Raw genomic sequence first — 25,339 nt, 5'->3', positions numbered from 1 at the left:
AAAAACTGGGCCTTATCGTTTCATGTTTAGCTAATTACAGACTGGGGTAATCGGTATACCCTGCTTCACCACCGCCGTAGAAAGTCTTACGGTCATAAGGATTGAGTGGGGCATTCTGTTTGAAGCGCTCCACCAAATCCGGGTTGGCAATATAAATTCGGCCATAGGCAACCGCATCTGCCAAACCCTCTTCCAATACTTTTTCACCCAAGGCCTGGTCATATCCACCAGCAGTAATGAACTTGCCTTTGAATAAAGCCCTGAATAACTCAGAGGTGACTGGAGCAGCCTCATCGTGTTGGTCATTGCCACCAGCAGAGGTTGAGCGAGGCTCGATCATATGAAGATAAGCTAGTCCATAGGTATTCAGCTTATGAATTACTTCTGTGAATAAGGCTACTGGATCGCTATCTGCAATATCGTTAAAGCTGCCATAAGGTGAGAGACGCACACCAATGCGATCACTTGGATAGACTGTCGCTACCGCTTCGATTACCTCACCAAGCAAACGTATCCGATTTTCAATTGAGCCGCCATATTGGTCGGAACGATGATTGGTTTTATCTTGCAAGAATTGGTCTAACAAGTAGCCATTAGCAGAGTGAATTTCAATCCCATCAAAACCAGCAGCCTTTGCATTCTGTGCCGCTTGTTTGAACTCTTGTAAGAGGCGAGCAATATCTGCCTCGGTCATCGCTTTTGGGGTCTCATAGTCGTGCAGCTTCCAATCAGCGCCATAGGTTTGGCCTGCAGGAGCAATTGCTGAAGGCGCTTCTGGCAGCCCTTCTTGAGGATGCAAGGAGGAGTGAGAAATTCGTCCTACGTGCCATAGTTGCGCCACAATGGCACCTCCCTTGGCGTGGACCGCATCCACAATCTCTTTCCATGCAGCAGTTTGTTCTGGGGAATAGATACCAGGAGTCGCTGGATAACCCATACCCAAGGGAGAGATTTGAGTTGCTTCGGTAATGATGAGTCCTGCGCTTGCTCTTTGGCTGTAATAGGTCTTTGCTAAGGGGTTAGGAACATCACCAGCAACGGCACGCATTCTGGTGAGGGGTGCCATCACCAAACGATTTTTGATGCCAATAGCACCGAGTTGAGTTGGGGTGAACATGATTTCTTTTCCGGACATTGCGCTCTTTCTAATGGGGTTGAACTGACTCTATGAATGTAGCAAACTTTGGTGAATTTTGCTGAGGTGATTTGGCTGAGGGGTTGATTGTCTCGATATAAATAAAAAGGCCCGCAATGCGGGCCTCTTCTAAAAATCATTATTGATTAGGAAATTACTACTAACCAAACCCTGCTCCATGACTGTGCAACCATCAAGAACAACATTGGGATCGAAAGCAAAGTGTTGATGCGGGATGTCAACATCGCTACGCGAGCCGATTTTGCTTTGACATCAGCTTCCACGGCAACGATGCCGAGGGCGCGTTTCTGATTTGGCCAAATGATGAACCAAACGTTAAAGGCCATTACCAAAGCAATCCACATGCCCAAACCAATCGCACGGAATGGAGCCTGCAAAGTAAACGCTTGATGAATGTAGCCATTCAAAGCAGCCAGGATGATGCCGGTCACCACTGTGAAGAGTGCTGCCCAACGGAACCAAAACAAAGCCGCAGGGGCAATCACTTTACCAATCGCTGGCTTTTGCTCATCAGGAATCTTTGGCATGGATGGAATTTGTACAAAGTTAAAGTACCAGAGCAAACCAATCCACATGATTCCGCACATCACATGTAACCAGCGGAATACAAATGGCAACTCGGGTGCGCTAAAGTTTGCGCCTAGTGCCAAGAGGATCAAAACGAGGAGCACAAAGCCTGCAAATACAGTGCGCCCAAGAGAAGTCAAAATTGAAGCCATGTCAGGATCTCCTTTATTAATCTGAATGCGTGCTAACTATAAACCATTCTATGGTCCCGGAATTAGCGCTTGCCGTCATCATCTCGTCATACATTTTTTATGATGTAAAACAAGTACTTATGCCTTATCTATGCGCTCAGCTTACTGGGCAGTCCAGCCACCATCCATATTCCAGGCCACCCCACGCACTTCTGAAGCATCTGGGCCAGATAGGAATACCGCTAGTGCAGCTAGCTGCTCGGGGGCAACAAAATTACCCGAGGGCTGTTTCTCGGCCACCAAATCATGCTTGGCCTGCTCATTCGAAATCTTTTCGCGCTCCGCCCTCGCATCGACTTGTTTTTGAACTAGGGGCGTCAAAACCCAACCTGGGCAAATCGCATTGCATGTAATTCCCGTATGTGCATTCTCGAGCGCAACTACTTTAGTTAAGCCCACAATGCCATGTTTAGCTGCAACATAAGCCGACTTTTGGGCGGAGCCCACTAAACCATGTACTGAGGCGATGTTAATAATTCTGCCCCAGTTGCGTTTTTTCATTCCAGGAAGAGCGTGATGCGTGGTATGGAATGCCGAGCTGAGATTGATCGCGATAATGGCATCCCATTTGTCCGCAGGAAAGTCTTCAACATTAGCAGTATGTTGGATGCCGGCGTTATTAACCAAGATATCCAGGGAGCCAAAGCGCTTCTCGGTCTGGCGGATTAAATCGGCAATTTCATCGGGCTTACTCATATCAGCGCCGTGGTAGTCCACCTCAACACCGCAAGCTTGAATTTGGGCAATCGCATCATCTTTTTCACCAAAGCCATTGACCATGATGTTAGCGCCCTGCTTTGCTAGGCCGATAGCCATTGCCAAACCAATTCCGCTAGTTGAACCGGTTACTAATGCAGTTTTACCTTTTAATTGGGACATGTTATTTTTCGCAATAAATAATGTACTGGAAGGAAATTCGAGGATACAGGAATTGCATTTAAATACGGTAAATGAAATGCCCTAAATGTTCCCAAAATGCGTGCGGGATTAATGTCAGGAGCCAAGTGATAGTCACATAACGCAAAAATTTACCAATTGCCATGTATACCAAGCAAGATAACCAAGGTAGGCGCAACCATCCCGCGGCTATGCAAAGAGGGTCACCAAGCCCTGGCAGCCAAGACAGCAAGAGCATTTTGGGTCCACGAGCCTCAAGCCAGCTTTGGACGCGGCTATTGGTTGGCCCCTTTAAAGACTCAAAACCATTACGACTGATTAACCCAAGCCACCAGTCAAATAAGCCCCCTAAGGAGTTCCCCAAAGTAGCTACTCCGATAGCAATCCAATACCATTCAGGGTTCACTGCAATGTAACCAAATAGTACTGGCTCAGAGCCGATCGGCAAGAGTGTTGCTGAAACGAAAGCCGTAACAAAGACCATGGGTAGTCCAACTGCAGGCATACCAAACCAATGGAAAAAAGAGTGAAGAAGATCTTCCATTAGAGTAAGGGTGACATCAGCTGCACTACGTTTTCCAGAATGAGGTGCCAGCGTGAACGCTTGGCCCAGATGACGGGATTAACCAAATTCGACTGCCGCAAATAGCTCTCGGTGAGTTTTTGGAGATTGGCACAGAAGGGCTCGTTATAAACAATGAGACTGATTTCGAAATTGAGGCGCAAGCTGCGTTGGTCTAAATTGACCGATCCAAAAACCGCAATACGGCGATCTACTAACATCGACTTGGTATGCAAAAGGCCTCCATGAAACTCAGCAATATTGACGCCACCATTCATGAGGTCCCCATAAAAACTTCTGCTACTGAATGCAACGAGCGTTGAATCATTTTGCTTGGGAACAATTAAGGTGACATTGACGCCCCGTCTTGCTGCAGCAATAAGCGCCTGAATCAAGCCTTCATCGGGCCCAAAATACGGCGTAGTAATAGTCAACTCTTCGCGTGCATCCATGATGGTGGAAAGCAGCATTTGATACAGGATGTCATCGCGATAAACGGGGCCTGAGGCGCAGCACTGTGCTAATACATGCCCCGCATCTGGTGATCCCAGTGGCTCAGGATCAGAAAATTGGTAGATGGCAGTGTTATCCACACTCCAGTCGAACAAAAAGGTTAACTCGAACTGCGAAGCGATAGGGCCTTCTACTCGTACCATGGCATCAACCCACTCACCCACTCCCGCATTTTGTTTAAAGGTACGGGGGTCAACTAAATTCATACTACCGGTCCACACTACTGCACCATCAATCACGAAGATCTTGCGATGTAGACGTAAATCAGCCCGACGAAATTGAAAGCGTCCCAATTGAATCGGGAGTGCCTCAGTCAATTCAATACCTGCAGCTTTAAATCTTGCTGGCCAACCAGACTTAAACCAATCCTTGCTACCCAGTGAATCAAGCAAAACACGGCAAGCAACCCCGCGTTTTGCGGCAGTAATGAGGGCTTCGCAGACACGATCTGCCTGACCGCCCACGGCCCAGATATAAAACTCAAGATGCAGTGATTTTTTGGCGTTCTCAATATCCTCGATCATTGCTTGCAAAATCACCAAGGAGTCGGTGTGCAATGTCACCCGATTGCCGGCAACAGCTGGAGTGCCGTTATTCGCCTCGACGAGAAGACTTAAGGCTTTTGCTTCCTGAGGCAGAAACTGCTTGTCTCCTGCATAACGCTCCCGCATGGTTTGGGTAATCTGCGCATAGTGCTCTTCCATGCGCGTGATTTTTCTGCGCAGCTTACGGCCTACTGGGCGCTCACCAATCATGAAAAACAAGAGAATTCCGAGCAGCGGTAAAGTCGCCACAATAAAGAGCCAAGCAAAAGCAACGGCAACCGGTCTTCTCACTAACAGTAATTGGATCGCAAAGACACCTACCACCAATACATGAAGTAAAGTAATCCAAAGCGAGGTGACACCCAGCATGGATTGCAGCACGTAATTCCAGGGATGATTCATAGACACTCCAATTCAGCGGTAATGCCCAAGTGATCGGACAAACGCAACCAATCATGCAAGATTTGTGCTGAATGAATTTTGATACCGCGCACGTAAATTCGATCCATGGCCAACATGGGCTTAAAACTCGGGAATGTTTTGGCTGGCGATCCAGTAAGAACCTCAAAAACCTCGCTAAATCCGGCATCTAGCATTGGGGCGCTGACCCTTTTGCGCCAATCATTAAAGTCTCCCGCCACGATCGTAGGCTCATGATGGGTCAGTTGACTGATGTAATGAATAATTTCCTCCAATTGCCGCTCTCGGCCTTTCTGAAAGAGCGCAAGATGAACGCAGAAGCAATGAATCGCTTGTTGATACCCAGGTAGCTTGATCGCGCTATGCAATAGGCCGCGCTTCTCAAAGCGGTAAGCAGAAATATCGTAATTCTTACCCTTTTGCAAAGGATGTTTCGAAAGGATGGCGTTGCCATGATGACCGTTAGCATATTCTGCATTCTTGCCGTAATGCCAATCGTGCCAAAAATCTTCAGACAAAAAATGGGTTAATTCGTTTTCAGGCCAATGGCGATATCGATTCGCACGAGTGCGATGCTCTTGCTGTAATTCTTGGAGAAATAATAGGTCAGGATGCTGGATCCGAATTTTCTGTCGTAATTGATGTACCGTCGCGTGACGGTGCAGTGGAGAAACTCCTTTATGCATGTTGATGCTGAGTACGCTAAATCGCTGGGGTGAGCTCACGTTTTGGAAGCCTCTGCATTTTGACGGCGGATGCGAGCAGAATAGATTTCTGACTCAACCAATTCCTGGCATTGCATGCATTTATTACAAATTGAGGCAGCCTCTCGCAACTCATCAATCGAATTGATGCTGTGGCTATCGAGATAGTCTCGGAGATCCAGATCCAAGATCTCATTGCATAGACAAATGATTTGGGCCATTTACCGGAATTGTGAAATCAATCGCATTAAAGCCATTTTGCCACCCCCTTGATAGAATCGAGTCATGTTCACTGCATTTCAAGGGGCTTTCGCCCTTCTCGCCCACCAGGATCAAGCCCTACTGGGGATCGTATGGGTTTCCCTGCAAGTGAGTCTGATCGCCCTTTTGGTGGGGGCGCTGCTTGGTCTGCCCTTAGGAGCCATTCTTGCAGTGGAAGAATTCAAGGGTAAAAAAATCGTCGTGGTCTTGTTAAATACCCTGATGGGGGTACCCACTGTCATCGTAGGTGTCCTAGTCTACCTTCTGCTATCGCGCTCTGGCCCACTAGGTGTTTTAGGGTGGCTGTTTACTGTGCCTGGCATGATCGTGGCACAGATTCTGCTCACAACCCCGCTGATTGCCGCTCTCAGTCGTCAAATTTTGGAAGATGCGTGGCGCTCTCATCGTGATTCTTTTATGGCGCTGAGACTACCTTATCAATCGACTCTAAAATGGCTTTGCTGGGACTGCCGTTTCTCTCTCACTATTGTCATCTTGGCTGGTTTAGCAAGAGCGATTTCAGAAGTGGGCGCTGTCATGATTGTCGGCGGCAACATCGATCACGCTACTCGCACGATGACAACTGCTATTGCACTAGAGACCAGTAAGGGAGATTTGCCTTTAGCTATTGCTCTGGGCATGGTGCTGATGGGCGTCGTCTTATTGGCAAACCTCCTCACATTGATGGTCCGCCAAATTGCAGAGCGTCGTTATGCTTAATCCATCTACTCATACGCAGCAGTGGGTTGAGTTTGATCATATTCTGGTCAAAGATCGAGATAAAGTCATCCTCAACATTCCACATGCAATCCTTCATCTTGATCAGATGACTGCCGTGATTGGTCCAAATGGCGCAGGCAAGACCACCCTGCTAAAACTACTGCATGGCTTGATCGCACCTGATAGCGGGAGCCTGCGCTTTTCTGACTCTGCTCTGAGCAAAGCTTTAGTCTTGCATCACACCGCCATGATTAAGGCATCTGCGAGAACCAATCTGGCCCTGGTTCGAGATACTGATTCCAAGATCTCGGATGCTGATATCGAACAAGCTCTGGGGCGTGCAGGACTGAAGCACTTGGCTGATACGCCAGCCCAAAAATTATCTGCAGGTGAAAGGCAGAGGCTCTGTTTGGCTCGCGCACTTTTACAGTCGCCCAGTCTGATATTACTAGATGAGCCTACAGCCAATCTCGATCCTCATGCTACTGAGCAAGTGGAAACGATGATGCGGCAATATCAGCAAGATGGTCTTGAGGTCATTTTTTCTTCCCACCAACTCGCCCAAGTGAAAAGACTGGCAGAACAGGTTATTTTTATTGCTGATGGTCAAATTCAAGAGGTAGCAAAGACTAGTGAGTTTTTTCTGAATCCTAAAACACCAGCGGCCCAACGATTCTTGTCTCAAGAGCTAGTGCGCACTTGAGATATTCATCTTAAGTATTCTGGATCACGATATTCGGGAACTTACTGCTCATATCCTTAGCGAGTCCTGCAATGCGAATCGCAATTTGTCGGGCGATCTGCTGATAGACCATACTGATTGGGCCATCTGGCTCAGCAACGACGGTTGGGCGACCCGCATCCGATTGCTCACGAATCGAGATGTTCAAGGGTAAGGATCCAAGAAAATCAACGCCGTAGTCGCTGCACATTTTTTGTCCACCACCCGAACCAAAGACATGCTCTTCATGTCCACAGCTTGGGCAAATATAGGTGCTCATGTTTTCCACAATGCCAATAATCGGCACACCGACCTTCTCAAACATTTTGAGCCCCTTGCGCGCATCCAATAGGGCAATATCCTGAGGGGTCGTCACAATCACAGCACCTGTAACGGGAACTTTTTGACTGAGCGTTAACTGAATATCTCCCGTACCCGGTGGCATGTCCACAATTAAATAGTCTAGGTCGCGCCAACGGGTTTGACGCAGTAATTGTTCAAGGGCAGAAGTGACCATCGGGCCACGCCATACCATCGGACTATCTTCATTAATTAAGAAACCAATAGAACTGGCTTGCAAGCCGTGACCTTCCATGGGCTCGATAGTATTTTCTGCTTTGCTTTCTGGTCGCCCGCTAATGCCGAGCATCATGGGTAGACTTGGGCCATAGATGTCTGCATCCAAAATTCCAACGCTGGCACCCTCGGCAGAAAGGGCTAAGGCCAAATTGACTGCAGTTGTGGATTTCCCAACACCGCCTTTACCGCTAGCGACTGCAATGATATTTTTCACGCCAGGTAATAATTTGACGCCGCGCTGAACCGTGTGGGCAACGATATCGCTACTGACATTTACCTCAATGTTTTTTACGTCCGCAATCTTTTTTAATTGCGAAACTACCGAATCCTTGATCGTTTGAAACTGACTTTTAGCGGGATAACCCAGCACTACATCAACATGGATGTTGTTATCGCTGACACTCAGGTTTTTAATGGAGGCACAAGCCATTAAATCGCTTTGAGTATCCGGATTCATGATGCTGCTTAATACTGTCTGAACGTTTTCTACTGTAACTGCCAAAATACTCTCCTGAGGGTCTTGCTCGAGTGAGCAAACTAGTTTGTTGGGGATATCTTAATCCTTGCGCACTATTTGCGTATTAACTCAATGTCGCCATAGTAGGCGCGGGTTTCAGAGTGGGTATTGTCTGTATCCGTTAGTAAAGCTACGCCAATGATTTTGCCTGGGGCCTCTCCGTAAGCCTTTTGGTAATCAGCCGATAAATCGCGTTCATGCAAGCGCCATTCCCCAATATGCTCCTGCCCAGAATCCACCACGATCATCTTGATCCGTGAAGTACGGGAATTATCAAGTATGGTGTCGAGCGGAGTCTTGCCTGACCAAATATACATCAGAGTGGCATAGGGCATTTCTTGACCACTAATTAAGTTAGCTAGCTCAAAGTTCATTTTTTCTTTTAAAGAGAGTTTTGATTTATTGCCATCAAAGGCCACCATGATGCGCAATGGGGCGTCGTCACTCTGTTGATCAGCATTATCAGCTGTAGGAATAGTCCCGGTCGCTTTCCACTCCCAACGCAGCCATAAGTTTTGAGCTGACCTTGGAACAAGCTTGACTACCAAACCCGATGCAGCTGTTTTTGCACTCGCACTCAAAACGGTTTTACCTTGATATTTCTCTAAGCGATAAACCGTATTCTTTTTAAACGGTGCGATTCGGTAAAAGCTCCAGCCAGATTCTGCAATCCCACCACCACCTTGATTAGAAAATTTAGGTAAGCTCTCATGAACCGGCAAAGCCTCCGCTGGAGCCGAGCCCGAGGAATCCTGATTTACGGTTGAGCAAGCCAGAATCAATAGCACTGCGGCAATTGCAAATGCAGTCCGGAAGGTAGCAGTGATCAACATCAGATGAATTGTCCCAAAAATTGCACTGAGTGAGTCTAAAATCGATGAAGCTAAATCTGGATCGAACTTCATGCGTCAATACCCCCCTACTGTCTGGGTCATCATCAGCGTCTTTATTGCTGCGCTAATTCATTTTGGCTTGGGATTTGCGGTTGAATTTTCAGTAGATGAAGCGCATTACGCCCTGTATGCGCGACACCTAGCGCTGAGCTATTTTGATCACCCTCCTTTGGTTGGCTGGATTCAGTGGCCCTTAATTAGCCTGAGCTCGAATGAAGGAGTCATCCGCTTGGTGCCAGAATTGTTGTGGGTACTATCTTGCTACGGTGTTTTCTTGGTAAGCAAAGCACTCCATCGCCTCATCCAAGGTCGCAATGCTGGCTATCTCACTAGCGCATTACCCTCTGCCAATTCCTGCGGCTTGATGGCTGTGCTCTGCATCATCGCTGCGCCACTGCCCCATGTTTTAGCGATTGGCTTACTGCCCGATACTTTATTAATCCCGTTGAGTGTTGGCATTATGTTGATGGCATTACGCTGGATTCGAAAGGGCACTTTCAGCACTGGAGATTGGATTGCGTTGGGCATCCTTTTGGGATTAGCAGGCCTTAGCAAATACACGGCCTGCTTCACTGCATTAGCCCTATTGATCGTCTTTCTCGTTCACCCCAGAAAAGTTTGGATTGGTCAGCGCGGATTTTGGTTCGCTTTAGTCCTTGCTCTACTCCTTATCAGCCCAGTGATCTATTGGAACGGGACCCATGACTGGATTTCTTTCAGATACCAAATCGCTCATGGTGGTGGATCTTCCTGGGCATGGCGCCGGGTTGCCGCATTCTTGGGTCTGCAGGTGCTCTGCTTTGGTCCCCTCATCATCATCGGGGCTTTTTTATTTTGTAAAGATTGTTTACATACTGGTCGCCGCTCAATACTGGCGCTCTTGGGCTTCTTTGTCATTCCTTTTGGGATTTTTGCTGCACTCTCTGGTGGCGGGGGCTTACCGCATTGGACGAGTCCTGCATGGTTTTGTCTGGCGCCTTTTGCCGGTATTGGTTTAGCAAAAACCTGGTCCATGCGGCACCGTTTTTGGATTAAGCTGCTATGGATATTGCAGATCACACTATGTCTACTAGGCTTTGCTTATGTCCTCTCGGGCGGTATGAATACAACTGCTATTAAGAGCAATCCGATTGCCGACCTTTATGGCTGGAAATTAGCCGGTCAAAAAGCAACAGAGCTGGCGCGAGCTAATCAAGTTCAAGGCATTGCCGTTCAGAATTGGACCTTAGGTAGCCGCATTGCTTGGTATGCCTATCCCCTACCTGTATTCATCCTCGATCAACGTCAAGATCAGTTTGATCTTTGGTTTGGGCAACTCCCACTGGGAAGCTCGGTTCTATTAGTGAACTGGACTGGCATGTCATTTCATCAGCCAACCAGGGATAAACCCATCAGCGGTCCGGCAGGCGAACAATTTGCCTTTGGGGAATGCACACCCTTAGATCAGATTGCCATTGAGCGTTTTGGCCAAAATTTATCCAGTTTTGAATTTAGCCTATGTACTCATTGGCAGAAAACGGGTTTGGAGCAGTAATTCTTTAAATTCAAGGGTTAAGCTGTCTAAAGCATTATCCTTAGGCCTATGAATCCTCAATCTGTGGCCACCCCCAATCCTCCTGCTGGGTGGAAATCCCTGCTGAAGAAAGCCTGGCCTACGATCCGAATTTTGCTTTCGGTCGCCTTGCTTTGGAAGGCCACTAGCGGAATTAACTGGGATGCCTTGATTCATTCCGAGATTCAAATGCAGCCTTTATGGTTTGTAGCGGCTGGTGTAGCTATCGTATTGGCGTTTATTTCCGGCGGTTTACGTTGGGGTCTTTTAATGAGACGCTCTGGCTTTCGGGCCAGCCTCAAAGATTATGTTGCACTCTATTTTGCAGGTGGGCTCATCAATCAAGGCTTGCCTAGCACCTTAGGCGGGGATAGCTACAGAGCCATTACAGCAAGTCATCTAGATGCTCAAGGGCACTTTACTGAGCAGAAAGTCTTAGATGAAGAGCTGCACCATGCAGTGGACCTACAACACGCTAAACCCAAATTGCGCTTGAGCTTTGCGATGGTCTTTGTCGATAGACTCTTAGGTCTTGCTGGCAACAATCTACTGGGCGCTCTAGGTTTAATGATGGGTGGCGCAACCCTAGCCAGCTGGGGGACCGCCTTGGGCTATGGCCTGATGGCCATCATGCTCGTCTCGGGCTTATTGGTTGCTTCTATTTTGGCCTGGGCGCCATCGCGCAGTCTTTTGCAAAAGTTTCTCGTGAAATTCAATATGGGTGATGCCCTTCCTAGTATCCATTTTGCTTTTTCTTGGCCCATCAATGTTGTGCAAGCGCTTGTCGCCATGAGCATTCATTTCTTTACCATCTTGGCGCTCGGTTTTTGTCTTAAAGCATACGGCGCTTCAGCACCGCTAGCCGGCTTGATGATCGGCTTGCCAGCACTAAGCTTATTGCTAATGCTACCCATCAGCATTTCTGGTTGGGGGCTAAGAGAAGCTACCCTCTCTTCCGTTCTGACCCTTTGGGCGGTCAACCCATCTATCACCGTACTCGCCTCGATTAGCTATGGCGCACTTACAGTTTTATGTGTGCTGCCTGGTGCATTTATTCTATTAAAACGAAAGTCTTCTCTCTAGAGCCCCATTATGAGTATCAGCGTTAATACCATGCGTGCCATCGACCATTGGGTTGGAGTTCCTTTATGCGCCATAGTCAGCCCCATCATCGCATTAGTGGATCGCATTAAAAGCATCTTCGCGCCTCAACTCGAGGCTCCAAAAAAATTACTCTTTATTGAATTATCAGAAATGGGTAGTGCTATTTTGGTTGATCCAGCGATGCGTAATGCGCAAGCTCGTGGAGCAGAATTATTTTTCTTGATCTTCAAGAGTAATCGCGCCAGCCTATCTTTACTCAATACCGTCAAGCCGGAGAATATTTTTACAATCGATTCCTCTAGTCTCGGTGGGTTGATTAAAGACACTCTTCGTTTTTTATGGCTCGCCCGCTGCCATAAAATCGATACCGTTATTGACCTCGAACTGTTCTCCCGTTTTACTGCTCTATTAACAGGCCTGTGTGGTGCACGGCGCCGAGTCGGCTATCACATCTTCCATGGCGAAGGCCTATGGCGCGGCACAATGTTGACTCGCAAAGTACATTACAACCCGCACATTCATATTACTAAGAATTTTCTGTCTTTGATCCATGCGGCTTTTGCTAAAGAAATTGAAGTTCCTTTTAGCAAAATTCATATTGCCGATTCTGAAGTACAGCTTGCTCAGGCCGTCATTGATCCTGAAGTTAAATATCAAGTCATTGAACGAATTGAGAAGCTCGCACGCGTTGCTGGCATTCCTTTTATTCATGGTAAACAACGACTGATTCTGATTAATCCTAATGCGAGCGATTTGCTGCCACAGCGTCGCTGGGCTCAGGCACGTTTCTCCGAACTAATTCAGCGTATCGCTCAACACTATCCTCATGATTTGATTCTGATTACTGGTTCGCCAGCTGAAATCGCCTATGTCGAGACTGTACGTTCTGTTGCCAATGTTGCGCATGCATTGAACTTTGCAGGGCAAGTTAGCTTCTCAGAGCTACCTGCTCTCTATACGCTATCGGATGTGATGGTAACGAACGATTCTGGTCCAGGCCACTTTTCTGCAGTGACACCATTGAGAACGATTGTCTTGTTTGGCCCTGAAACCCCTGCCCTGTATGGCTCCTTAGGAAACTCTATCTCCATTACAGCCAACTTAGCTTGCTCACCCTGCGTCAGTGCAGCCAACCATCGCAAGACCCCTTGTCAAAATAACGTCTGCATGCAATCTATTAGCGTTGCTCATGTGATGGAGAAGGTTGAGCTGCAACTGCAGGGCGCTGATCTCGCCAAACAAGCTTAATTTCATGGGATATCAACGCCCTTCTTTATTGCAATATTGCGTACCCATTCTGCCATTAGCTTTGGGTTTATTCATTTACTTTGGTGGAATGCAAAGTAGCAGTTTTTTATTCATTAATCAACTCGCTCAGAATGTTCCAGACCGTATTTGGACTGGCCTCACTTTTTTAGGTAATGGTTGGGGCACATTTGCGCTTGCCTTTCCTTTGCTCTTGTTGGCCCCGCGATTACTCAGTGCTGGAATCTTTTCTGCGCTACTGGGCGGCATAGTCATTGCGATTCTGAAACCGCTCATGAATTTGCCTAGGCCCGCAAGCATTCTAACTAGCGGAGACTTTCATCAAATTGGCGAGGCATTGCTCTACAACTCCATGCCCTCAGGTCATACCTTAACTGCTTTTGCTGTAGCAAGCGGGCTTTATTTTGCAGTGGGTATGAACAAGCAGAAGTCCTTGCTTAGCTTATTTGTTTTAGCCGGACTGGTTGGCTTATCGCGAAGCGCTGTGGGTGCCCACTGGTTAAGCGATGAATTTGTAGCAGCAGCCATTGGTCTATGGTGCGGAATGCTGGGTTCATTACTGGCTAGCTTTATCCCTGATGATCAATTGGCTCTGGATAAGTGGTGGCCTCGCTTTGTTGCACTTTGCGGTTTATTGACGATCTACCCATTGCTTACACAAACGATGGATTCCGATTTAAATCAACCTTTGCAATATGCCTCTGCCCTACTGATTACCCTCACGCTAGCACTCTTTGTGCAAACTCAGCATACTAAATCCAGCCACTAATCCATGTTTAGCTATCGACACGCCTTTCATGCCGGGAGTCATGCAGATATTCTGAAGCACATTGTGCTCATTCAGCTCATTCGCTATCTTCAAGAAAAAGAAGGCGCCTTAACGATCATTGATACTCATGCTGGGGCAGGTATCTATAGCCTGAGTGATGGCTTTGCTGCCGTGAGCAAAGAGGCTGAGGGCGGCATCTTTCGCTTAAGTCGCTATTTACACAATAATCAACAGACAGAAATCACTGACAGTATTAGCGAATATATGGCAGCGATTACTGCCGAAAATCCCAGCGAAGAGCTTGCTTTTTATCCTGGATCTCCTTTTATCATCGCAAAAATGTTGCGGCCACAAGATCGCTTAAAGCTGTTTGAACTTCACCCTAAAGAGATTGACTTGCTCCGACACAATGTTCAACAGCTGCCGCAAAACAAGCAGATTGATCTTTACCATGCAGATAGTTTTAGTCGCTTAAAAGGCTTGGTGCCTCCTCCTAGTCGGCGTGGGCTGGTCTTGATTGATCCCTCTTATGAAGATAAGCAAGACTATCGCTATCTTGAATCTACTCTTGAGGAAGCCCTAAGCCGCTTTGCTACGGGCTGCTATGCCATTTGGTATCCCATATTATCGAGAAGAGAATCAGCGGCGCTACCGGATAGATTGCAGAAAATCGCTGCTGCCCACAAACGATCTTGGCTGCAAGCCGAGCTTAGAGTCGAGAGCTCGCCGGGCGAGAGACGTCTGCAAGCCAGCGGGATGTTTGTTCTGAACCCGCCCTGGACCCTTGAAGGCAAGCTCAAGGAGGCGCTACCCGCTCTTGTTAAAGTCTTGGGTCATCACTCAGGGGCTGAGTTTGTCTTAAAAAGCGTTGAAGCCTAAAGCGCTGCCATTTAAATCAGTCTAGATTCACTTCGACTCTGGTCGATAGTCAAACATGATCTCACTACGGCGCAAGAAAGGCAGAGTCCATGGTGGGTTGTAACGCGCAAATTGCGCTGGCCCTATGGGTGTCAGATGCTTGCTTGCCATCCATTCTTTGAGCTCACTGGTCTTGGTCTCCACCTTGCTATAAGTATTAAAGCCGGAAAAAGTGATCACTGCCTTGTTCTCTGCAGGGATCTTTTTGAGATGCACCTGCTCATCAACAGGAGTTGGCAAAGTATTGAGTTCAAAAGAACTTGGCATCACAAAGCTTACCAACCATTCATTGGTGCCCTCATTAATTAAAACGGGTGAACTCATTGTGGGGGATTCGGCTTGGGGTAGCACTGTTACCGGAGCGGTCATCTCAATCTTTTCTTTGGACTGATTCTTACCAAAGATATAAGCTGCAATGAGCCTAAAACCGGCGCTAGAAGCCTCACTCATATCGCCCTTCACTTTGACTTCAGCGATGATCTTCGGCTCATAGGCTCGAAGCTCAAAAGAGCCTGACTGCTCAAGCACGGTATATTTTGGTTCTTCAATTGCCATAGCAACTCCTGAGAAGAAAATCATGCCGACTAAACAGGTTTGGAGTAATTTCATGGTTTGACTCATTTTGGACTCGTTTACCATTTGGACCGCAAGATAAAGCCAGAGGGCTTGTAACTTAATTTACCGCTGGCTCCAACGGGTAAAGTAATTTTGTTTGCTTGATGTCCAAACGGTAAATCCGTTAAGAGCGGAATATTTTCTGGCAGACGCTTGCGCAGATGTTCGTAGACCGTATTGAGATCATAACCCTGATCATGGTCAAAAAGGCGATACGCAGAAAATCCACCCATTAAGATCGCGCTTTGCGAGCTCAAAATACCCGCGTCGAGCAATTGCATCAGATTGCGCTCGATTCGATAAGGATGTTCATTCACATCCTCCAGAAACAGAATGCCACTCTGTATTTGCTTTTGCGCTGGGAAATACGGAGTTCCCACCAGGCTACACAAAATCGTTAAATTGCCACCCCAGAGGGTTCCAGTCAGCTCTCCTGCGGTAGATCTACCAAGATAAGCTTGCTGCGCCTCTACCGTGCAATCCAATTCACGCTCATGAATGGCCACCTGAAAGTGCTGCCACATAAAGCCATCAGGATTAGCATCTAACTGGTCTTCTTTGGAGCCGAAATCATAGTTCAGCATTGGGCCAGCCAAAGAGACTGCGCCAGTTTTTGCCAGTAAACCCAACTGGAAGACAGTAAAGTCGCTATGACCACATACCTGAAGTCCATTTTGAATGGCGTTTGCAATTTGCTGCCATTCAATATCGGGTAGTAAACGATGCAAACCATATCCACCGCGCATCGCTAGCACTAAGTGATCGCCTGAAAGTTTACTAATCTGATTGATTTCAGCTAAACGTTCTGCATCCACTCCAGAAAAACGTTGATGCCTACGCTCAATGCAATCGGTATTCTGAACCTCAAAACCTTGTCGCTTGAACCACTCAATAGCTCCAAGGGGACTTTTTTGATCAGGATTTGCGCCAGAAGGAGCAATTACATGAATTTTTTTCAACGCCGCTCCCTAAAGAAATCCCTCAGCACCTGCCCACACTCTGACTCTAATATGCCGCCGTCAACGGTGGTTTGATGATTCAATTGATTGATTGAGAAAATATCCACCACACTCCCAGCAGCGCCCGTTTTTGGGTCGCGCGCGCCATAAACGACTCTATCTACTCTAGCATGGAGCATTGCTCCAGCACACATCGCACAGGGCTCTAGGGTTACGTACAGAGTGCTACCAGGCAAACGGTAGTTTTTCAGCGCTCCAGCGGCAGATCTGAGGGCCAGTATTTCAGCATGGGCGCTAGGATCATGAGTTCCGATTGGGCGATTAAATGCCTTAGAGATAACCACCCCATCATGGACTAAGACGGCCCCCACCGGAACTTCTCCAGCCTGAGCAGCCAACTTAGCCTGCTCTAAAGCTTGCATCATGAACTGGTGATCAAGCTCGGTGGACATCATTAAGGGCGATGGACGTCTGCCCAACAATTAGGGGTCTCATAAAGCCGAATTGCCGTCAGATGCAAGCGCCCAGCAAAGGCTTGATCAAATAAAGGCGACATGATATTGAAAGCCGCTTGCGCTAAGTTTTCAACTGTCGGGACATGGTCCATCACCACTGTTTTGTGATTAGGTAGAGTGTTCAGAAAATCTACTAGGCCTGTATCTTCTTTGGCCACTAAGAATGCATGATCCCATGGCTCAACCACATGCTGATTGCTCAAACGCTTGATATCAGAGAAGTCTAAGACCATGCCGTCATCAGCTTGACCTGGATGATTAGCAATCTCACCAGACAATGTAATCTCAATTGCATAGCGATGCCCATGAAGATGTTTGCACTGGCCGTCATGATTCGGGATACGATGACCTGCATCAAACTCTAGACGACGGGTAATGGAAATAGGCGCTGGCTTCATGGGGAGATACTTTTCTTGAAATAATTACCGAATGCCAATTATCTTATGAGTTTGCACACTCAGGCGCCATAAAGGGCGTTTTTGACACAGCTGAATCGCCAATTGGGTATTTTCTCTTAATTGAGGACCATCCATCGGCTGCAGATAGCGGTTGCGGTAATCCATCTTCTCAAAGCGGGCGAGTAGATTTTCTAAGTTTTCATGCCCAAACTGAGGAATGACCAGCTTAATCTCATCTGCTTGCAACACCACTAAATCGGTTCCGGCTTTGGGGCTGACACAAACCCAATCAACACCTGCAGGAACTTTAAGTGTTCCGTTCGTCTCAATCGCCACCTCAAAACCTTTGTGGTGAAGCACATCAATTAGATCTCTGTCCAACTGAAGTAAAGGCTCGCCACCGGTAAAGACAACATAACGTTGCTGAGGTCCAGCATTGGTTGAGAGCCATGCGAGCTCAATTGCATGGGCAAGACTCTCGGAAGTCTCAAACTTTCCGCCACCATCACCATCAAAACCCACAAAATCAGTATCGCAAAATTGACATTGGGATGTGGCACGATCTTCTTCGCGCCCACTCCATAAATTACATCCAGTAAAGCGACAAAAGATCGCAGCCCGGCCTGTATGCGCGCCCTCACCTTGTAGGGTTGGGAAAAGTTCTTTAACGGTATACATATTGTTTTATTAAAAAGAGCTTATTTCCAAGAAACAAGCTCGCTCTCGAGATAATCTTCCCAGAGAGCGCCTGCGATATTCATACCAGCCAAGATATAACGGCCCGAACTTCTTCTGATGACCCAGCGTCCAATTTTGGGGGACAACCACACATCTTCATCCCGCCAGTTAGCTAAACGAGAAAAATCATTACTTTGGAATGCAGGCGCGCTACTATGGTATTTCAGAGTCAGAAAATCGCCAGCAGGTGCTTGCACACTTTCCCAAGTCTGAGCATCGATATTTAAGCCCCAGTAATATGAGCTATCAGGATAGCCAAGCACCTCATAGCGTGTTTGATAGGAGCCAGACCATCCCGCCCTCAATTCCTCTGGCCAAAGTGGGATTGCCCTCTGCAATTGTTGGGGTGGATTCCAATGAGGATCCTGCAAAACAAATCCCCAAGGACTCTGAATTTCATCTTGCAAGGTGCCCAGTTTGTTCCCAACTCGGGATATGCGAATCTGATTGCCAACCGAAACTACAGTTTCAGTGATGGTATCGACAGGTAAGCTGTTAAACACATTCCTAACGTTATAAACCCATTGTTGACCGACCTGCGGAGGCCTCATCTGAACGTTAAAGGGCTGAGGCTCAGTCACCCCTTGCGGAAAAGGCAGCGAAGAAATACAAGCCACAGGAAGGCTTGCTGCAGTGAGCAGCAATGCCCTACGCCCCAGATTTACTTGTAACTCTGGAGCTGCCACTGGGTAGTGTCCTCAAGTGACTCATTGTTAATCTGCCCTTGAATTCTGCAAGAACCTGTAGACTCGCGGGCTACCCAGCGACCGATTTGTGGGGCAAACCAAATAGTTTCTTTACGAATGCAATCGACTTTATTCGGGTCAGCATTTTCAAAATTAATGAGGTTCTGGAAACGTAGTGCAGTGAATGTACCAGCTGGAACGGTAATCTGCTCCCAACCACTAGAGCTCATGTACAAAGTCCAGTTATAGAAGTTGCCAGAGTAACCTGCAATTTGATAATTAGTATTAACTTGCTTACTCCAATTGCCTGAAAGATTTTGTGGCCATAAAGGAATGGCTGGGCTATAGCTAATGACTCTGGACCAATGAGGATCTGTTGAAATCATTCCCCATGGGCCTTGAATCTCGGATGGCAATTGACCACCGTCAGCAGTTGTTCTAGAGATCGTGATTTGATCGCCAACACTAGAGACCCGCTCAGTAATAATGCCTAACTCTTTGCCATTAAAAACATTCTTTTTAGAGTAAACCCACTCTTGTCCAACTTGAGGTGCACGCACAGCTGGTAAAGGGTTTGGAGCAGATATTGAACTGCCTATCTCGTAACCTAGTGGAGCTCCACAAGCAGTAATAGCTAAAACCAAAGTGATGATAGAGATGCGCTTTAATAGATTCATATGCTTTATTCCCACTCTATGGTTGCTGGTGGTTTACCGCTAATGTCATAGACGACTCGATTGATGCCACGCACTTCATTAATGATGCGATTGGAAACCTTACCCAAGAGTTCGTGCGGTAAGTGAGCCCAATGTGCAGTCATAAAGTCTTGGGTTTGTACAGCTCTTAGGGCAACAACATACTCATAGGTTCTACCATCACCCATTACGCCAACAGACTTTACCGGGAGAAATACAGCAAAAGCCTGACTGGTCAAGTCATACCAATTTTTGCCACTAACTTCATCCACTGTATTACGCAACTCTTCAATAAAGATCGCATCAGCACGTTGTAACAATTTGGCAAATTCTTCTTTCACTTCGCCCAAGATACGAACACCAAGGCCAGGACCTGGGAAGGGATGGCGATAGACCATCTCTCTGGGTAAGCCAAGTGCAACACCAAGCTCTCTCACTTCATCCTTAAATAATTCTCGTAAGGGTTCTAATAATTTGAGATGCATATCTTCTGGTAAACCGCCCACATTATGGTGGCTCTTAATCGTATGCGCGCCCTTCTTGCCCTTACCTGCAGACTCAATGACGTCTGGGTAAATCGTTCCCTGAGCCAACCACTTCGCGTTCTTAACTTTAGCTGATTCATTTTGGAAGATTTCCACAAATTCTTTACCAATGATTTTGCGTTTCGCCTCTGGGTCAGCTACTCCAGCAAGCTCAGACATAAACTTTGGAGCTGCATCGACCCGTATGACTTTAACACCCAGATTTCGGGCAAACATCTCCATCACCATATCGCCTTCGTTGAGGCGAAGCAAACCGTGATCCACAAATACACAAGTCAACTGGTCGCCAATCGCTCTATGGATTAAAGCAGCAGCAACACTGGAGTCTACGCCGCCGGATAAACCAAGAATGACTTCTTCTTTACCAACTTGTTTCTGGATTTTTTCAACGGCTTCGCTGATGTAATCACCCATCACCCAATCTGGTTTGCAGCCACAAATCTCATGCACAAAGCGGTTAATGATTGCGGCGCCTTGCAGCGTATGAGTAACCTCGGGATGAAACTGAAAGGCATAGAACTGACGCTCTTCATCCGCCATACCGGCAATCGGGCAGGAATCTGTAGAAGCCATGAGCTTGAAAGACTTTGGCAAGCTGGTAACGGAATCACCATGACTCATCCACACTTTCAGAATGCCATGGCCTTCACTCGTCGAGAGGTCTTGAATACCATTCAGTAAAGCGGTATGGCCGTGAGCTCGAACTTCCGAGTAACCAAATTCACGGGCTTTGCCTAAGGACTCTGCGGACGCTACTGCGCCACCCAATTGCGTCGCCATGGTTTGCATGCCATAGCAAATACCCAGGACAGGAATTCCTAATTCAAAAACAATCTTTGGCGCTCTTGGACTACCTGGCTCAGTTACAGAGCTTGGACCACCCGAGAGGATGATGCCTTTACAGCCCTCTTCTTGAACGAAGCGGCGAATGAATTCAGGATCGCAATCGTAAGGATGGATCTCAGAATAGACTTTTCCGTCACGAACACGCCTAGCAATGAGTTGGGTAACTTGTGAACCAAAGTCGAGAATCAGTATCTTGTCGTGCACGGAGAAAACAGCCTTATGAAGTCTTAGTCAATGTGGTAATTCGGTGCTTCCTTCGTGATCTTCACATCATGGACATGCGACTCACGTACTCCTGCACTGGTGATTTCCACAAAGTTGGCTTTCTCATGTAGCTCTGCAATGGTTTTGCAACCCAGATAGCCCATGGAAGAACGTATACCGCCAGTAAGTTGATGCAAGATCGTGAGCACGCTACCCTTGTATGGAACTTGACCTTCAATTCCCTCAGGAACGAGTTTGTCAGCATTTGCTGCACTAATGTCACCTTGGAAATACCGGTCTGCAGAACCATCAGTCATGGCGCCCAATGAGCCCATGCCACGATAACTCTTATAAGAGCGCCCTTGATAGAGGAATACTTCGCCAGGCGCTTCTTCAGTACCCGCAAACATACCACCCATCATCACTGAATTCGCGCCAGCGGCTAATGCCTTAGAAACATCACCAGAGTAACGAATGCCACCATCGGCAATCAGGGGAATGCCCGTGCCTTTTAGGGCATTCGATACATTCACAATGGCCGTAATTTGGGGAACACCAACACCGGCAACGATGCGCGTTGTACAAATGGAGCCAGGCCCAATACCAACCTTGACGCCGTCGGCACCATGATCAGCCAATGCTTTAGCGGCATCACCAGTTGCTATATTGCCGCCAATCACTTGGACTTGAGGGTAATGCTGCTTCACCCACTTCACACGATCGAGTACACCTTGACTATGACCGTGAGCGGTATCTACTACGATCACATCGACGCCTGCACGCACCAAAAGCTCAACTCGCTCATCGTTATCAGGACCGACACCCACTGCGGCGCCAACGCGCAACTTACCTTCACTGTCTTTGCAGGCATTAGGATGTTCGGTAGCTTTGAGAATATCTTTAACGGTAATCAAACCGCGCAACTCAAAAGCATCATTCACAACCAGTACGCGCTCTAAACGATGTTTACTCATCAAGCGTTTAGCTTCTTCTAAGCTAGCGCCTTCTTTGACCGTAATTAAGCGCTCGCGAGGAGTCATCTTTGATTTAACGGGAGCATCTAAATCTTCCTCGAAGCGGAGGTCACGGTTAGTGATAATGCCAACCACGGTTTTGCCTTCAAGCACTGGGAAACCAGAAAAGCCATGCTCACGAGATAGCTGCATTACTTGGCGCACGGTCACTGTTGGCGCAATCGTAATCGGATCACGTAAGACACCGGATTCATAGCGTTTGACTTTAGCCACCTCGCGAGCCTGATCAATAGGACTAAGATTTTTGTGAACAATGCCAATACCGCCTTCGCTGGCCATAGCAATCGCCAATCGACCTTCTGTAACCGTATCCATTGCTGCGGATACTAAAGGCGTGTTCAGTGAGATGTCTCGTGTAAGTTGAGTCGCCAAGCTGGCGTCACGTGGGAGTACCGATGAATAAGCCGGCACGAGGAGCACATCGTCAAAAGTGAGTGCTTTTTGAATGAGTCGCATGCAAAACCCCTAGTCGCAAAAACAGATTATAGCCTTCTTGCCTTTCTTCTAGCGGCTGCAGCCTTAAATTTGGCATCTTGGTTCTGATTGGCCTTTTTTCGACGGACGGTTTTGGGATCAATTAACAAGGGGGAATAGAGCTCTAGGCGATCACCCGCATAAATTGGGCTATCCCAATCCTTGCGCTTACCAAACACCCCAAAACAGCCCTTTCGGCTTAAAACGGGGTCATTGGGCCCAGTAGCAATTCCTGCCTTTTGCAAGGCCAAGCCCACAGTAGCGACTTCATTTGCGGCTAATACCAATTGAAATAGGATGGTCTTGGGTGCCTCTCCTCGGGCATCACAAATCCAGATTTCAAGCATCCAGATCCTCGGCGCGCTTCACAAAACATTCCACAAAGGTCCCAGCAATATAACCAAAAACAGGGCCAATGACTTTGTCTAGGAGAACATTCTTAAATTCCCACTCCAGGGTGAATTCCACCTTGCAGGCATCCTCCCGCAGGGAAATGAATTTCCATTGACCAGAAAAACGCTTGAAGGGACCATCTACAAACACCATATCAATGGAGTCTGGGCGATGATTGGTATTACGGGTGTGGAAATACTGGGAAATCCCTTTAAATTGAATATGGATTTTGGCATCCAAGACAGTGTCGGTTTGCTCAAAAATCTCCACTCCGCCACACCAAGGCAAAAACTCGGGGTAGCTTGAAACATCAGTGACTAAGCCATACATGCGCTCAGCAGATTGGCCAATTAAAACGGTCTTGTGGACGTCTGCCATAATCGATCGTGAGAAGGTAAAAATATGAGTATCGTCGATAACAAAAAAGCCTTCTTCGATTATTTTATCGAGGAACGGTTTGAGGCAGGTCTGGTTCTGGAAGGCTGGGAAGTCAAGGCTATTCGTGCAGGTCGTGCCCAAATTAAAGAAGCGTATGTGGTCATTCGCCAGGCGGAGCTTTTTCTGATTGGTGCGCATATTGCCCCCCTCCTTTCAGCATCGACTCACATCGTCCCCGATAACACCCGGACTCGAAAGTTACTTCTCAACGCCATTGAAATCCGCAAACTCATAGGGAAAGTCGAGCAAAAGGGTTACACCTTAGTGCCAATCAATCTGCACTTCTCCAAAGGGAATGTGAAATGCGAGATTGGATTAGCCAGGGGCAAGAAACAGCATGACAAGCGCGCAGCCACCAAAGAGCGTGAATGGGAAGTCCAAAAGGGTCGTATTGCTCGGGGCGACCTAAATGGCTAGAAATCGCTTAGACTAGGGAATTAGAGCAATTTTCACCATATTGGTGCATTAAGGCACCAAGCCGCTCCACTCTTTACATTGTTGTCATCTCGAAGGCGTTAGTTTGTCACTATGAAATTGCCTTTTGATGAGATGCTCGATGCTGCAGGTAAAGCGCGGCCCCACTACCAGATATTCCATAGCTGGCTAAAACAGCAAAGCGATACCCTCATGGGTCTCAAGCGAGCTGAGGCTGACCTCATTTTCCGTCGAGTCGGCATCACCTTCGCCGTCTATGGCGACGACTTGGGTTCTGAGAGAACCATTCCGTTTGATCAAGTGCCTCGAATCTTTGCTGCTAAGGAATGGGAGCAATTAGAAAAAGGTTTGCGTCAACGCGTCAAGGCACTCAATCGATTTATCTATGATGTCTATCACGATGAAGAAATCATCAAAGCCGGAATCATTCCTGCTGAACAAATCTTCAACAATGCGCAGTACCGCCCTGAAATGCGTAATGTGGATATCCCCAGAGATATCTATGCGCAAATTGCCGGGATCGATATTGTGCGCGCAGGTGAAGGTGAGTTCTACGTCTTAGAAGACAACTTGCGCGTTCCGTCGGGGGTCTCATACATGGTCGAAGATCGCAAGATGATGATGCGCCTCTTTCCCGATCTGTTCCAGAAATATCGTGTCGCTCCAGTTGAACATTACCCCGACCTCTTGTTAGAGTGCCTCAAATCAGTGAAACCTGACGATGTTAAAAAACCCAACGTGGTTGTGTTGACCCCAGGTATGTATAACTCAGCCTATTTTGAGCACAGCTACTTAGCTCAACAAATGGGTGTTGAGTTAGTAGAAGGTAAAGATTTATTTGTGAAGAACGAGCAGGTCTTTATGCGCACCACCCAGGGTCCAGAACGAGTCGATGTGATCTATCGTCGGGTTGATGATGATTTCCTAGACCCACTATCGTTCCGCTCAGATTCCACGCTCGGTGTTGCTGGACTCTTATCCGCCTATCGAGCTGGCAATGTCACTTTAGCTAATGCGATTGGCACGGGTATCGCAGATGACAAATCCATCTACCCGTATGTGCCCGACATGATTGAGTTCTATCTTGGTGAAAAGCCAATCCTCAATAATGTGCCAACTTTTCAGTGTCGCAAACCGGATGATCTGGCCTACACCTTAGCCAACCTTGATAAGTTGGTGGTGAAGTTAACGCATGGTGCCGGCGGTTATGGAATGTTGGTTGGGCCTGCGTCTACTAAAGCAGAGATTGAAGCATTTAAAGCTCACCTAGTGGCCAATCCGGATCAATATATTGCCCAGCCCACGCTTGCTCTCTCAACTTGCCCGACCTTTGTTGAGTCAGGCGTAGCACCTCGCCATATTGATTTGAGGCCCTTTGTTCTGTCCGGAAAAACCATCAAGATGGTTCCAGGCGGCCTGACGAGAGTGGCATTAAAAGAAGGTTCGTTAGTGGTGAACTCGTCTCAAGGTGGCGGCACTAAAGATACTTGGGTCCTGGAAGAATGAGGG

General features: G+C 47.5%; 29 protein-coding genes. 9 read left to right on the top strand and 20 right to left on the bottom strand.

Annotation, left to right across the window (positions count from 1 at the left end; all coding sequences use genetic code 11):
- Positions 1–34 precede the first annotated feature (34 nt).
- The 7 genes from AOC06_RS03225 to AOC06_RS03195 form a co-directional block, all read right to left on the bottom strand.
- Positions 35–1,135 carry an alkene reductase gene (locus AOC06_RS03225; protein ID WP_215381193.1) on the bottom strand — a complete coding sequence of 367 codons (1,101 nt, stop codon included), beginning with the start codon at positions 1,133–1,135 and terminating at the stop codon, positions 35–37.
- 146 nt (positions 1,136–1,281) lie between these two features.
- Positions 1,282–1,875, bottom strand: a complete 594-nt coding sequence (locus tag AOC06_RS03220; protein WP_215381191.1) for a urate hydroxylase PuuD — start codon at positions 1,873–1,875, stop codon at positions 1,282–1,284.
- Positions 1,876–2,016: 141 nt separating this feature from the next.
- A complete protein-coding gene (locus AOC06_RS03215) occupies positions 2,017–2,793 on the bottom strand; it encodes a 3-hydroxybutyrate dehydrogenase (protein WP_215381189.1) in 777 nt (258 codons plus the stop codon).
- Positions 2,794–2,851: 58 nt separating this feature from the next.
- The gene (locus tag AOC06_RS03210; RefSeq protein WP_215338067.1) at positions 2,852–3,355 is read right to left on the bottom strand and encodes a YqaA family protein; all 504 of its coding nucleotides are present in this window, start codon (positions 3,353–3,355) and stop codon (positions 2,852–2,854) included.
- Positions 3,355–4,833 carry a cardiolipin synthase gene (cls, locus tag AOC06_RS03205; protein WP_215381186.1) on the bottom strand — a complete coding sequence of 493 codons (1,479 nt, stop codon included), beginning with the start codon at positions 4,831–4,833 and terminating at the stop codon, positions 3,355–3,357. The genes AOC06_RS03210 and cls overlap by 1 nt, the downstream gene beginning before the upstream one ends.
- Positions 4,830–5,576, bottom strand: coding sequence for an endonuclease/exonuclease/phosphatase family protein (locus tag AOC06_RS03200; protein ID WP_255880021.1), 747 nt, complete (start codon positions 5,574–5,576; stop codon positions 4,830–4,832). Before AOC06_RS03200 ends, cls begins: the two co-directional genes overlap by 4 nt.
- A complete protein-coding gene (locus AOC06_RS03195) occupies positions 5,573–5,776 on the bottom strand; it encodes a (2Fe-2S)-binding protein (RefSeq protein ID WP_215335458.1) in 204 nt (67 codons plus the stop codon). Before AOC06_RS03195 ends, AOC06_RS03200 begins: the two co-directional genes overlap by 4 nt.
- 64 nt (positions 5,777–5,840) lie before the next feature.
- Here AOC06_RS03195 and AOC06_RS03190 point away from each other — a divergent pair, with 64 nt between their 5' ends.
- Entirely contained in the window at positions 5,841–6,536 is a 696-nt protein-coding gene (locus AOC06_RS03190; protein WP_215381183.1) for an ABC transporter permease, read from the top strand.
- Entirely contained in the window at positions 6,529–7,239 is a 711-nt protein-coding gene (locus AOC06_RS03185) for an ATP-binding cassette domain-containing protein (protein WP_215381181.1), read from the top strand. Before AOC06_RS03190 ends, AOC06_RS03185 begins: the two co-directional genes overlap by 8 nt.
- 10 nt (positions 7,240–7,249) lie before the next feature.
- Here AOC06_RS03185 and apbC read toward each other — a convergent pair whose 3' ends face one another.
- Positions 7,250–8,338: an iron-sulfur cluster carrier protein ApbC gene (apbC, locus tag AOC06_RS03180; RefSeq protein WP_215381179.1), complete on the bottom strand. Its 1,089-nt coding sequence runs from the start codon at positions 8,336–8,338 to the stop codon at positions 7,250–7,252.
- 68 nt (positions 8,339–8,406) lie between these two features.
- Positions 8,407–9,186 (bottom strand): DUF3047 domain-containing protein, encoded by a 780-nt coding sequence (locus AOC06_RS03175; RefSeq protein WP_215381177.1) that lies wholly within the window; start codon positions 9,184–9,186, stop codon positions 8,407–8,409.
- Between the two features lie 70 nt (positions 9,187–9,256).
- Here AOC06_RS03175 and AOC06_RS03170 point away from each other — a divergent pair, with 70 nt between their 5' ends.
- The 5 genes from AOC06_RS03170 to AOC06_RS03150 are packed head-to-tail and all read left to right on the top strand — an operon-like array spanning position 9,257 to position 14,816.
- On the top strand, positions 9,257–10,780 hold the full coding sequence (locus tag AOC06_RS03170) for a glycosyltransferase family 39 protein (protein WP_215381175.1): 1,524 nt from the start codon (positions 9,257–9,259) through the stop codon (positions 10,778–10,780).
- 48 nt (positions 10,781–10,828) lie between these two features.
- Positions 10,829–11,881 carry a lysylphosphatidylglycerol synthase transmembrane domain-containing protein gene (locus tag AOC06_RS03165; protein ID WP_215381172.1) on the top strand — a complete coding sequence of 351 codons (1,053 nt, stop codon included), beginning with the start codon at positions 10,829–10,831 and terminating at the stop codon, positions 11,879–11,881.
- A gap of 9 nt (positions 11,882–11,890) precedes the next feature.
- Positions 11,891–13,150, top strand: coding sequence for a glycosyltransferase family 9 protein (locus AOC06_RS03160; RefSeq protein ID WP_215381170.1), 1,260 nt, complete (start codon positions 11,891–11,893; stop codon positions 13,148–13,150).
- 4 nt (positions 13,151–13,154) lie between these two features.
- Positions 13,155–13,937: a phosphatase PAP2 family protein gene (locus AOC06_RS03155; RefSeq protein WP_215381168.1), complete on the top strand. Its 783-nt coding sequence runs from the start codon at positions 13,155–13,157 to the stop codon at positions 13,935–13,937.
- Between the two features lie 3 nt (positions 13,938–13,940).
- Positions 13,941–14,816, top strand: coding sequence for a 23S rRNA (adenine(2030)-N(6))-methyltransferase RlmJ (locus AOC06_RS03150; protein ID WP_215381167.1), 876 nt, complete (start codon positions 13,941–13,943; stop codon positions 14,814–14,816).
- A 27-nt stretch (positions 14,817–14,843) separates the two neighbouring features.
- Here the strand turns inward: AOC06_RS03150 and AOC06_RS03145 are convergent, their stop codons facing one another.
- From AOC06_RS03145 to AOC06_RS03095, 11 genes are read right to left on the bottom strand one after another with little or no spacing between them, the layout of a single operon-like run.
- Entirely contained in the window at positions 14,844–15,464 is a 621-nt protein-coding gene (locus AOC06_RS03145; RefSeq protein WP_255880017.1) for an SOUL family heme-binding protein, read from the bottom strand.
- Positions 15,465–15,487: 23 nt separating this feature from the next.
- A complete protein-coding gene (locus AOC06_RS03140; protein ID WP_215381165.1) occupies positions 15,488–16,429 on the bottom strand; it encodes an LD-carboxypeptidase in 942 nt (313 codons plus the stop codon).
- Entirely contained in the window at positions 16,426–16,884 is a 459-nt protein-coding gene (gene tadA / locus AOC06_RS03135) for a tRNA adenosine(34) deaminase TadA (RefSeq protein ID WP_215381163.1), read from the bottom strand. Before tadA ends, AOC06_RS03140 begins: the two co-directional genes overlap by 4 nt.
- Positions 16,884–17,342, bottom strand: a complete 459-nt coding sequence (gene queD, locus AOC06_RS03130; RefSeq protein WP_215381161.1) for a 6-carboxytetrahydropterin synthase QueD — start codon at positions 17,340–17,342, stop codon at positions 16,884–16,886. Before queD ends, tadA begins: the two co-directional genes overlap by 1 nt.
- Before the next feature lie 24 nt (positions 17,343–17,366).
- The gene (gene queE, locus AOC06_RS03125) at positions 17,367–18,020 is read right to left on the bottom strand and encodes a 7-carboxy-7-deazaguanine synthase (RefSeq protein WP_215381158.1); all 654 of its coding nucleotides are present in this window, start codon (positions 18,018–18,020) and stop codon (positions 17,367–17,369) included.
- A 20-nt stretch (positions 18,021–18,040) separates the two neighbouring features.
- A complete protein-coding gene (locus tag AOC06_RS03120) occupies positions 18,041–18,766 on the bottom strand; it encodes a hypothetical protein (RefSeq protein ID WP_215381156.1) in 726 nt (241 codons plus the stop codon).
- A complete protein-coding gene (locus AOC06_RS03115; protein WP_215381155.1) occupies positions 18,742–19,443 on the bottom strand; it encodes a hypothetical protein in 702 nt (233 codons plus the stop codon). The genes AOC06_RS03120 and AOC06_RS03115 overlap by 25 nt, the downstream gene beginning before the upstream one ends.
- A 5-nt stretch (positions 19,444–19,448) precedes the next feature.
- The gene (gene guaA, locus AOC06_RS03110; RefSeq protein ID WP_215381153.1) at positions 19,449–21,056 is read right to left on the bottom strand and encodes a glutamine-hydrolyzing GMP synthase; all 1,608 of its coding nucleotides are present in this window, start codon (positions 21,054–21,056) and stop codon (positions 19,449–19,451) included.
- Positions 21,057–21,079: 23 nt separating this feature from the next.
- Positions 21,080–22,546, bottom strand: coding sequence for an IMP dehydrogenase (guaB, locus tag AOC06_RS03105; RefSeq protein ID WP_215381151.1), 1,467 nt, complete (start codon positions 22,544–22,546; stop codon positions 21,080–21,082).
- Between the two features lie 26 nt (positions 22,547–22,572).
- Positions 22,573–22,911, bottom strand: coding sequence for an RnfH family protein (locus AOC06_RS03100; protein ID WP_215381149.1), 339 nt, complete (start codon positions 22,909–22,911; stop codon positions 22,573–22,575).
- Positions 22,904–23,335 carry a type II toxin-antitoxin system RatA family toxin gene (locus AOC06_RS03095; RefSeq protein WP_215381147.1) on the bottom strand — a complete coding sequence of 144 codons (432 nt, stop codon included), beginning with the start codon at positions 23,333–23,335 and terminating at the stop codon, positions 22,904–22,906. Before AOC06_RS03095 ends, AOC06_RS03100 begins: the two co-directional genes overlap by 8 nt.
- A 24-nt stretch (positions 23,336–23,359) precedes the next feature.
- Here AOC06_RS03095 and smpB point away from each other — a divergent pair, with 24 nt between their 5' ends.
- Positions 23,360–23,812: an SsrA-binding protein SmpB gene (gene smpB / locus AOC06_RS03090; protein ID WP_215306293.1), complete on the top strand. Its 453-nt coding sequence runs from the start codon at positions 23,360–23,362 to the stop codon at positions 23,810–23,812.
- Positions 23,813–23,923: 111 nt separating this feature from the next.
- Positions 23,924–25,336: a circularly permuted type 2 ATP-grasp protein gene (locus tag AOC06_RS03085; RefSeq protein ID WP_215381145.1), complete on the top strand. Its 1,413-nt coding sequence runs from the start codon at positions 23,924–23,926 to the stop codon at positions 25,334–25,336.
- Positions 25,337–25,339 lie beyond the last annotated feature (3 nt).

The organism is Polynucleobacter paludilacus (genome assembly GCF_018687595.1).
Classification (GTDB): domain Bacteria; phylum Pseudomonadota; class Gammaproteobacteria; order Burkholderiales; family Burkholderiaceae; genus Polynucleobacter; species Polynucleobacter paludilacus.
The sequence above is the reverse complement of the archived record's forward strand: the minus strand, read 5'-3'. Positions and strand labels throughout refer to the sequence as shown.

What these genes read in the sequence shown, in the direction of transcription:
- AOC06_RS03225 (WP_215381193.1), bottom strand. Translation starts at nt 1,135, where the DNA reads ATGTCCGGAAAAGAAATCATGTTCACCCCAACTCAACTCGGTGCTATT.
- AOC06_RS03220 (WP_215381191.1), bottom strand. Translation starts at nt 1,875, where the DNA reads ATGGCTTCAATTTTGACTTCTCTTGGGCGCACTGTATTTGCAGGCTTT.
- AOC06_RS03215 (WP_215381189.1), bottom strand. Translation starts at nt 2,793, where the DNA reads ATGTCCCAATTAAAAGGTAAAACTGCATTAGTAACCGGTTCAACTAGC.
- AOC06_RS03210 (WP_215338067.1), bottom strand. Translation starts at nt 3,355, where the DNA reads ATGGAAGATCTTCTTCACTCTTTTTTCCATTGGTTTGGTATGCCTGCA.
- cls (WP_215381186.1), bottom strand. Translation starts at nt 4,833, where the DNA reads ATGAATCATCCCTGGAATTACGTGCTGCAATCCATGCTGGGTGTCACC.
- AOC06_RS03195 (WP_215335458.1), bottom strand. Translation starts at nt 5,776, where the DNA reads ATGGCCCAAATCATTTGTCTATGCAATGAGATCTTGGATCTGGATCTC.
- AOC06_RS03190 (WP_215381183.1), top strand. Translation starts at nt 5,841, where the DNA reads ATGTTCACTGCATTTCAAGGGGCTTTCGCCCTTCTCGCCCACCAGGAT.
- AOC06_RS03185 (WP_215381181.1), top strand. Translation starts at nt 6,529, where the DNA reads ATGCTTAATCCATCTACTCATACGCAGCAGTGGGTTGAGTTTGATCAT.
- AOC06_RS03175 (WP_215381177.1), bottom strand. Translation starts at nt 9,186, where the DNA reads ATGTTGATCACTGCTACCTTCCGGACTGCATTTGCAATTGCCGCAGTG.
- AOC06_RS03170 (WP_215381175.1), top strand. Translation starts at nt 9,257, where the DNA reads ATGCGTCAATACCCCCCTACTGTCTGGGTCATCATCAGCGTCTTTATT.
- AOC06_RS03165 (WP_215381172.1), top strand. Translation starts at nt 10,829, where the DNA reads ATGAATCCTCAATCTGTGGCCACCCCCAATCCTCCTGCTGGGTGGAAA.
- AOC06_RS03160 (WP_215381170.1), top strand. Translation starts at nt 11,891, where the DNA reads ATGAGTATCAGCGTTAATACCATGCGTGCCATCGACCATTGGGTTGGA.
- AOC06_RS03155 (WP_215381168.1), top strand. Translation starts at nt 13,155, where the DNA reads ATGGGATATCAACGCCCTTCTTTATTGCAATATTGCGTACCCATTCTG.
- AOC06_RS03150 (WP_215381167.1), top strand. Translation starts at nt 13,941, where the DNA reads ATGTTTAGCTATCGACACGCCTTTCATGCCGGGAGTCATGCAGATATT.
- AOC06_RS03145 (WP_255880017.1), bottom strand. Translation starts at nt 15,464, where the DNA reads ATGAAATTACTCCAAACCTGTTTAGTCGGCATGATTTTCTTCTCAGGA.
- tadA (WP_215381163.1), bottom strand. Translation starts at nt 16,884, where the DNA reads ATGATGTCCACCGAGCTTGATCACCAGTTCATGATGCAAGCTTTAGAG.
- queD (WP_215381161.1), bottom strand. Translation starts at nt 17,342, where the DNA reads ATGAAGCCAGCGCCTATTTCCATTACCCGTCGTCTAGAGTTTGATGCA.
- queE (WP_215381158.1), bottom strand. Translation starts at nt 18,020, where the DNA reads ATGTATACCGTTAAAGAACTTTTCCCAACCCTACAAGGTGAGGGCGCG.
- AOC06_RS03115 (WP_215381155.1), bottom strand. Translation starts at nt 19,443, where the DNA reads ATGAATCTATTAAAGCGCATCTCTATCATCACTTTGGTTTTAGCTATT.
- guaB (WP_215381151.1), bottom strand. Translation starts at nt 22,546, where the DNA reads ATGCGACTCATTCAAAAAGCACTCACTTTTGACGATGTGCTCCTCGTG.
- AOC06_RS03100 (WP_215381149.1), bottom strand. Translation starts at nt 22,911, where the DNA reads ATGCTTGAAATCTGGATTTGTGATGCCCGAGGAGAGGCACCCAAGACC.
- AOC06_RS03095 (WP_215381147.1), bottom strand. Translation starts at nt 23,335, where the DNA reads ATGGCAGACGTCCACAAGACCGTTTTAATTGGCCAATCTGCTGAGCGC.
- smpB (WP_215306293.1), top strand. Translation starts at nt 23,360, where the DNA reads ATGAGTATCGTCGATAACAAAAAAGCCTTCTTCGATTATTTTATCGAG.
- AOC06_RS03085 (WP_215381145.1), top strand. Translation starts at nt 23,924, where the DNA reads ATGAAATTGCCTTTTGATGAGATGCTCGATGCTGCAGGTAAAGCGCGG.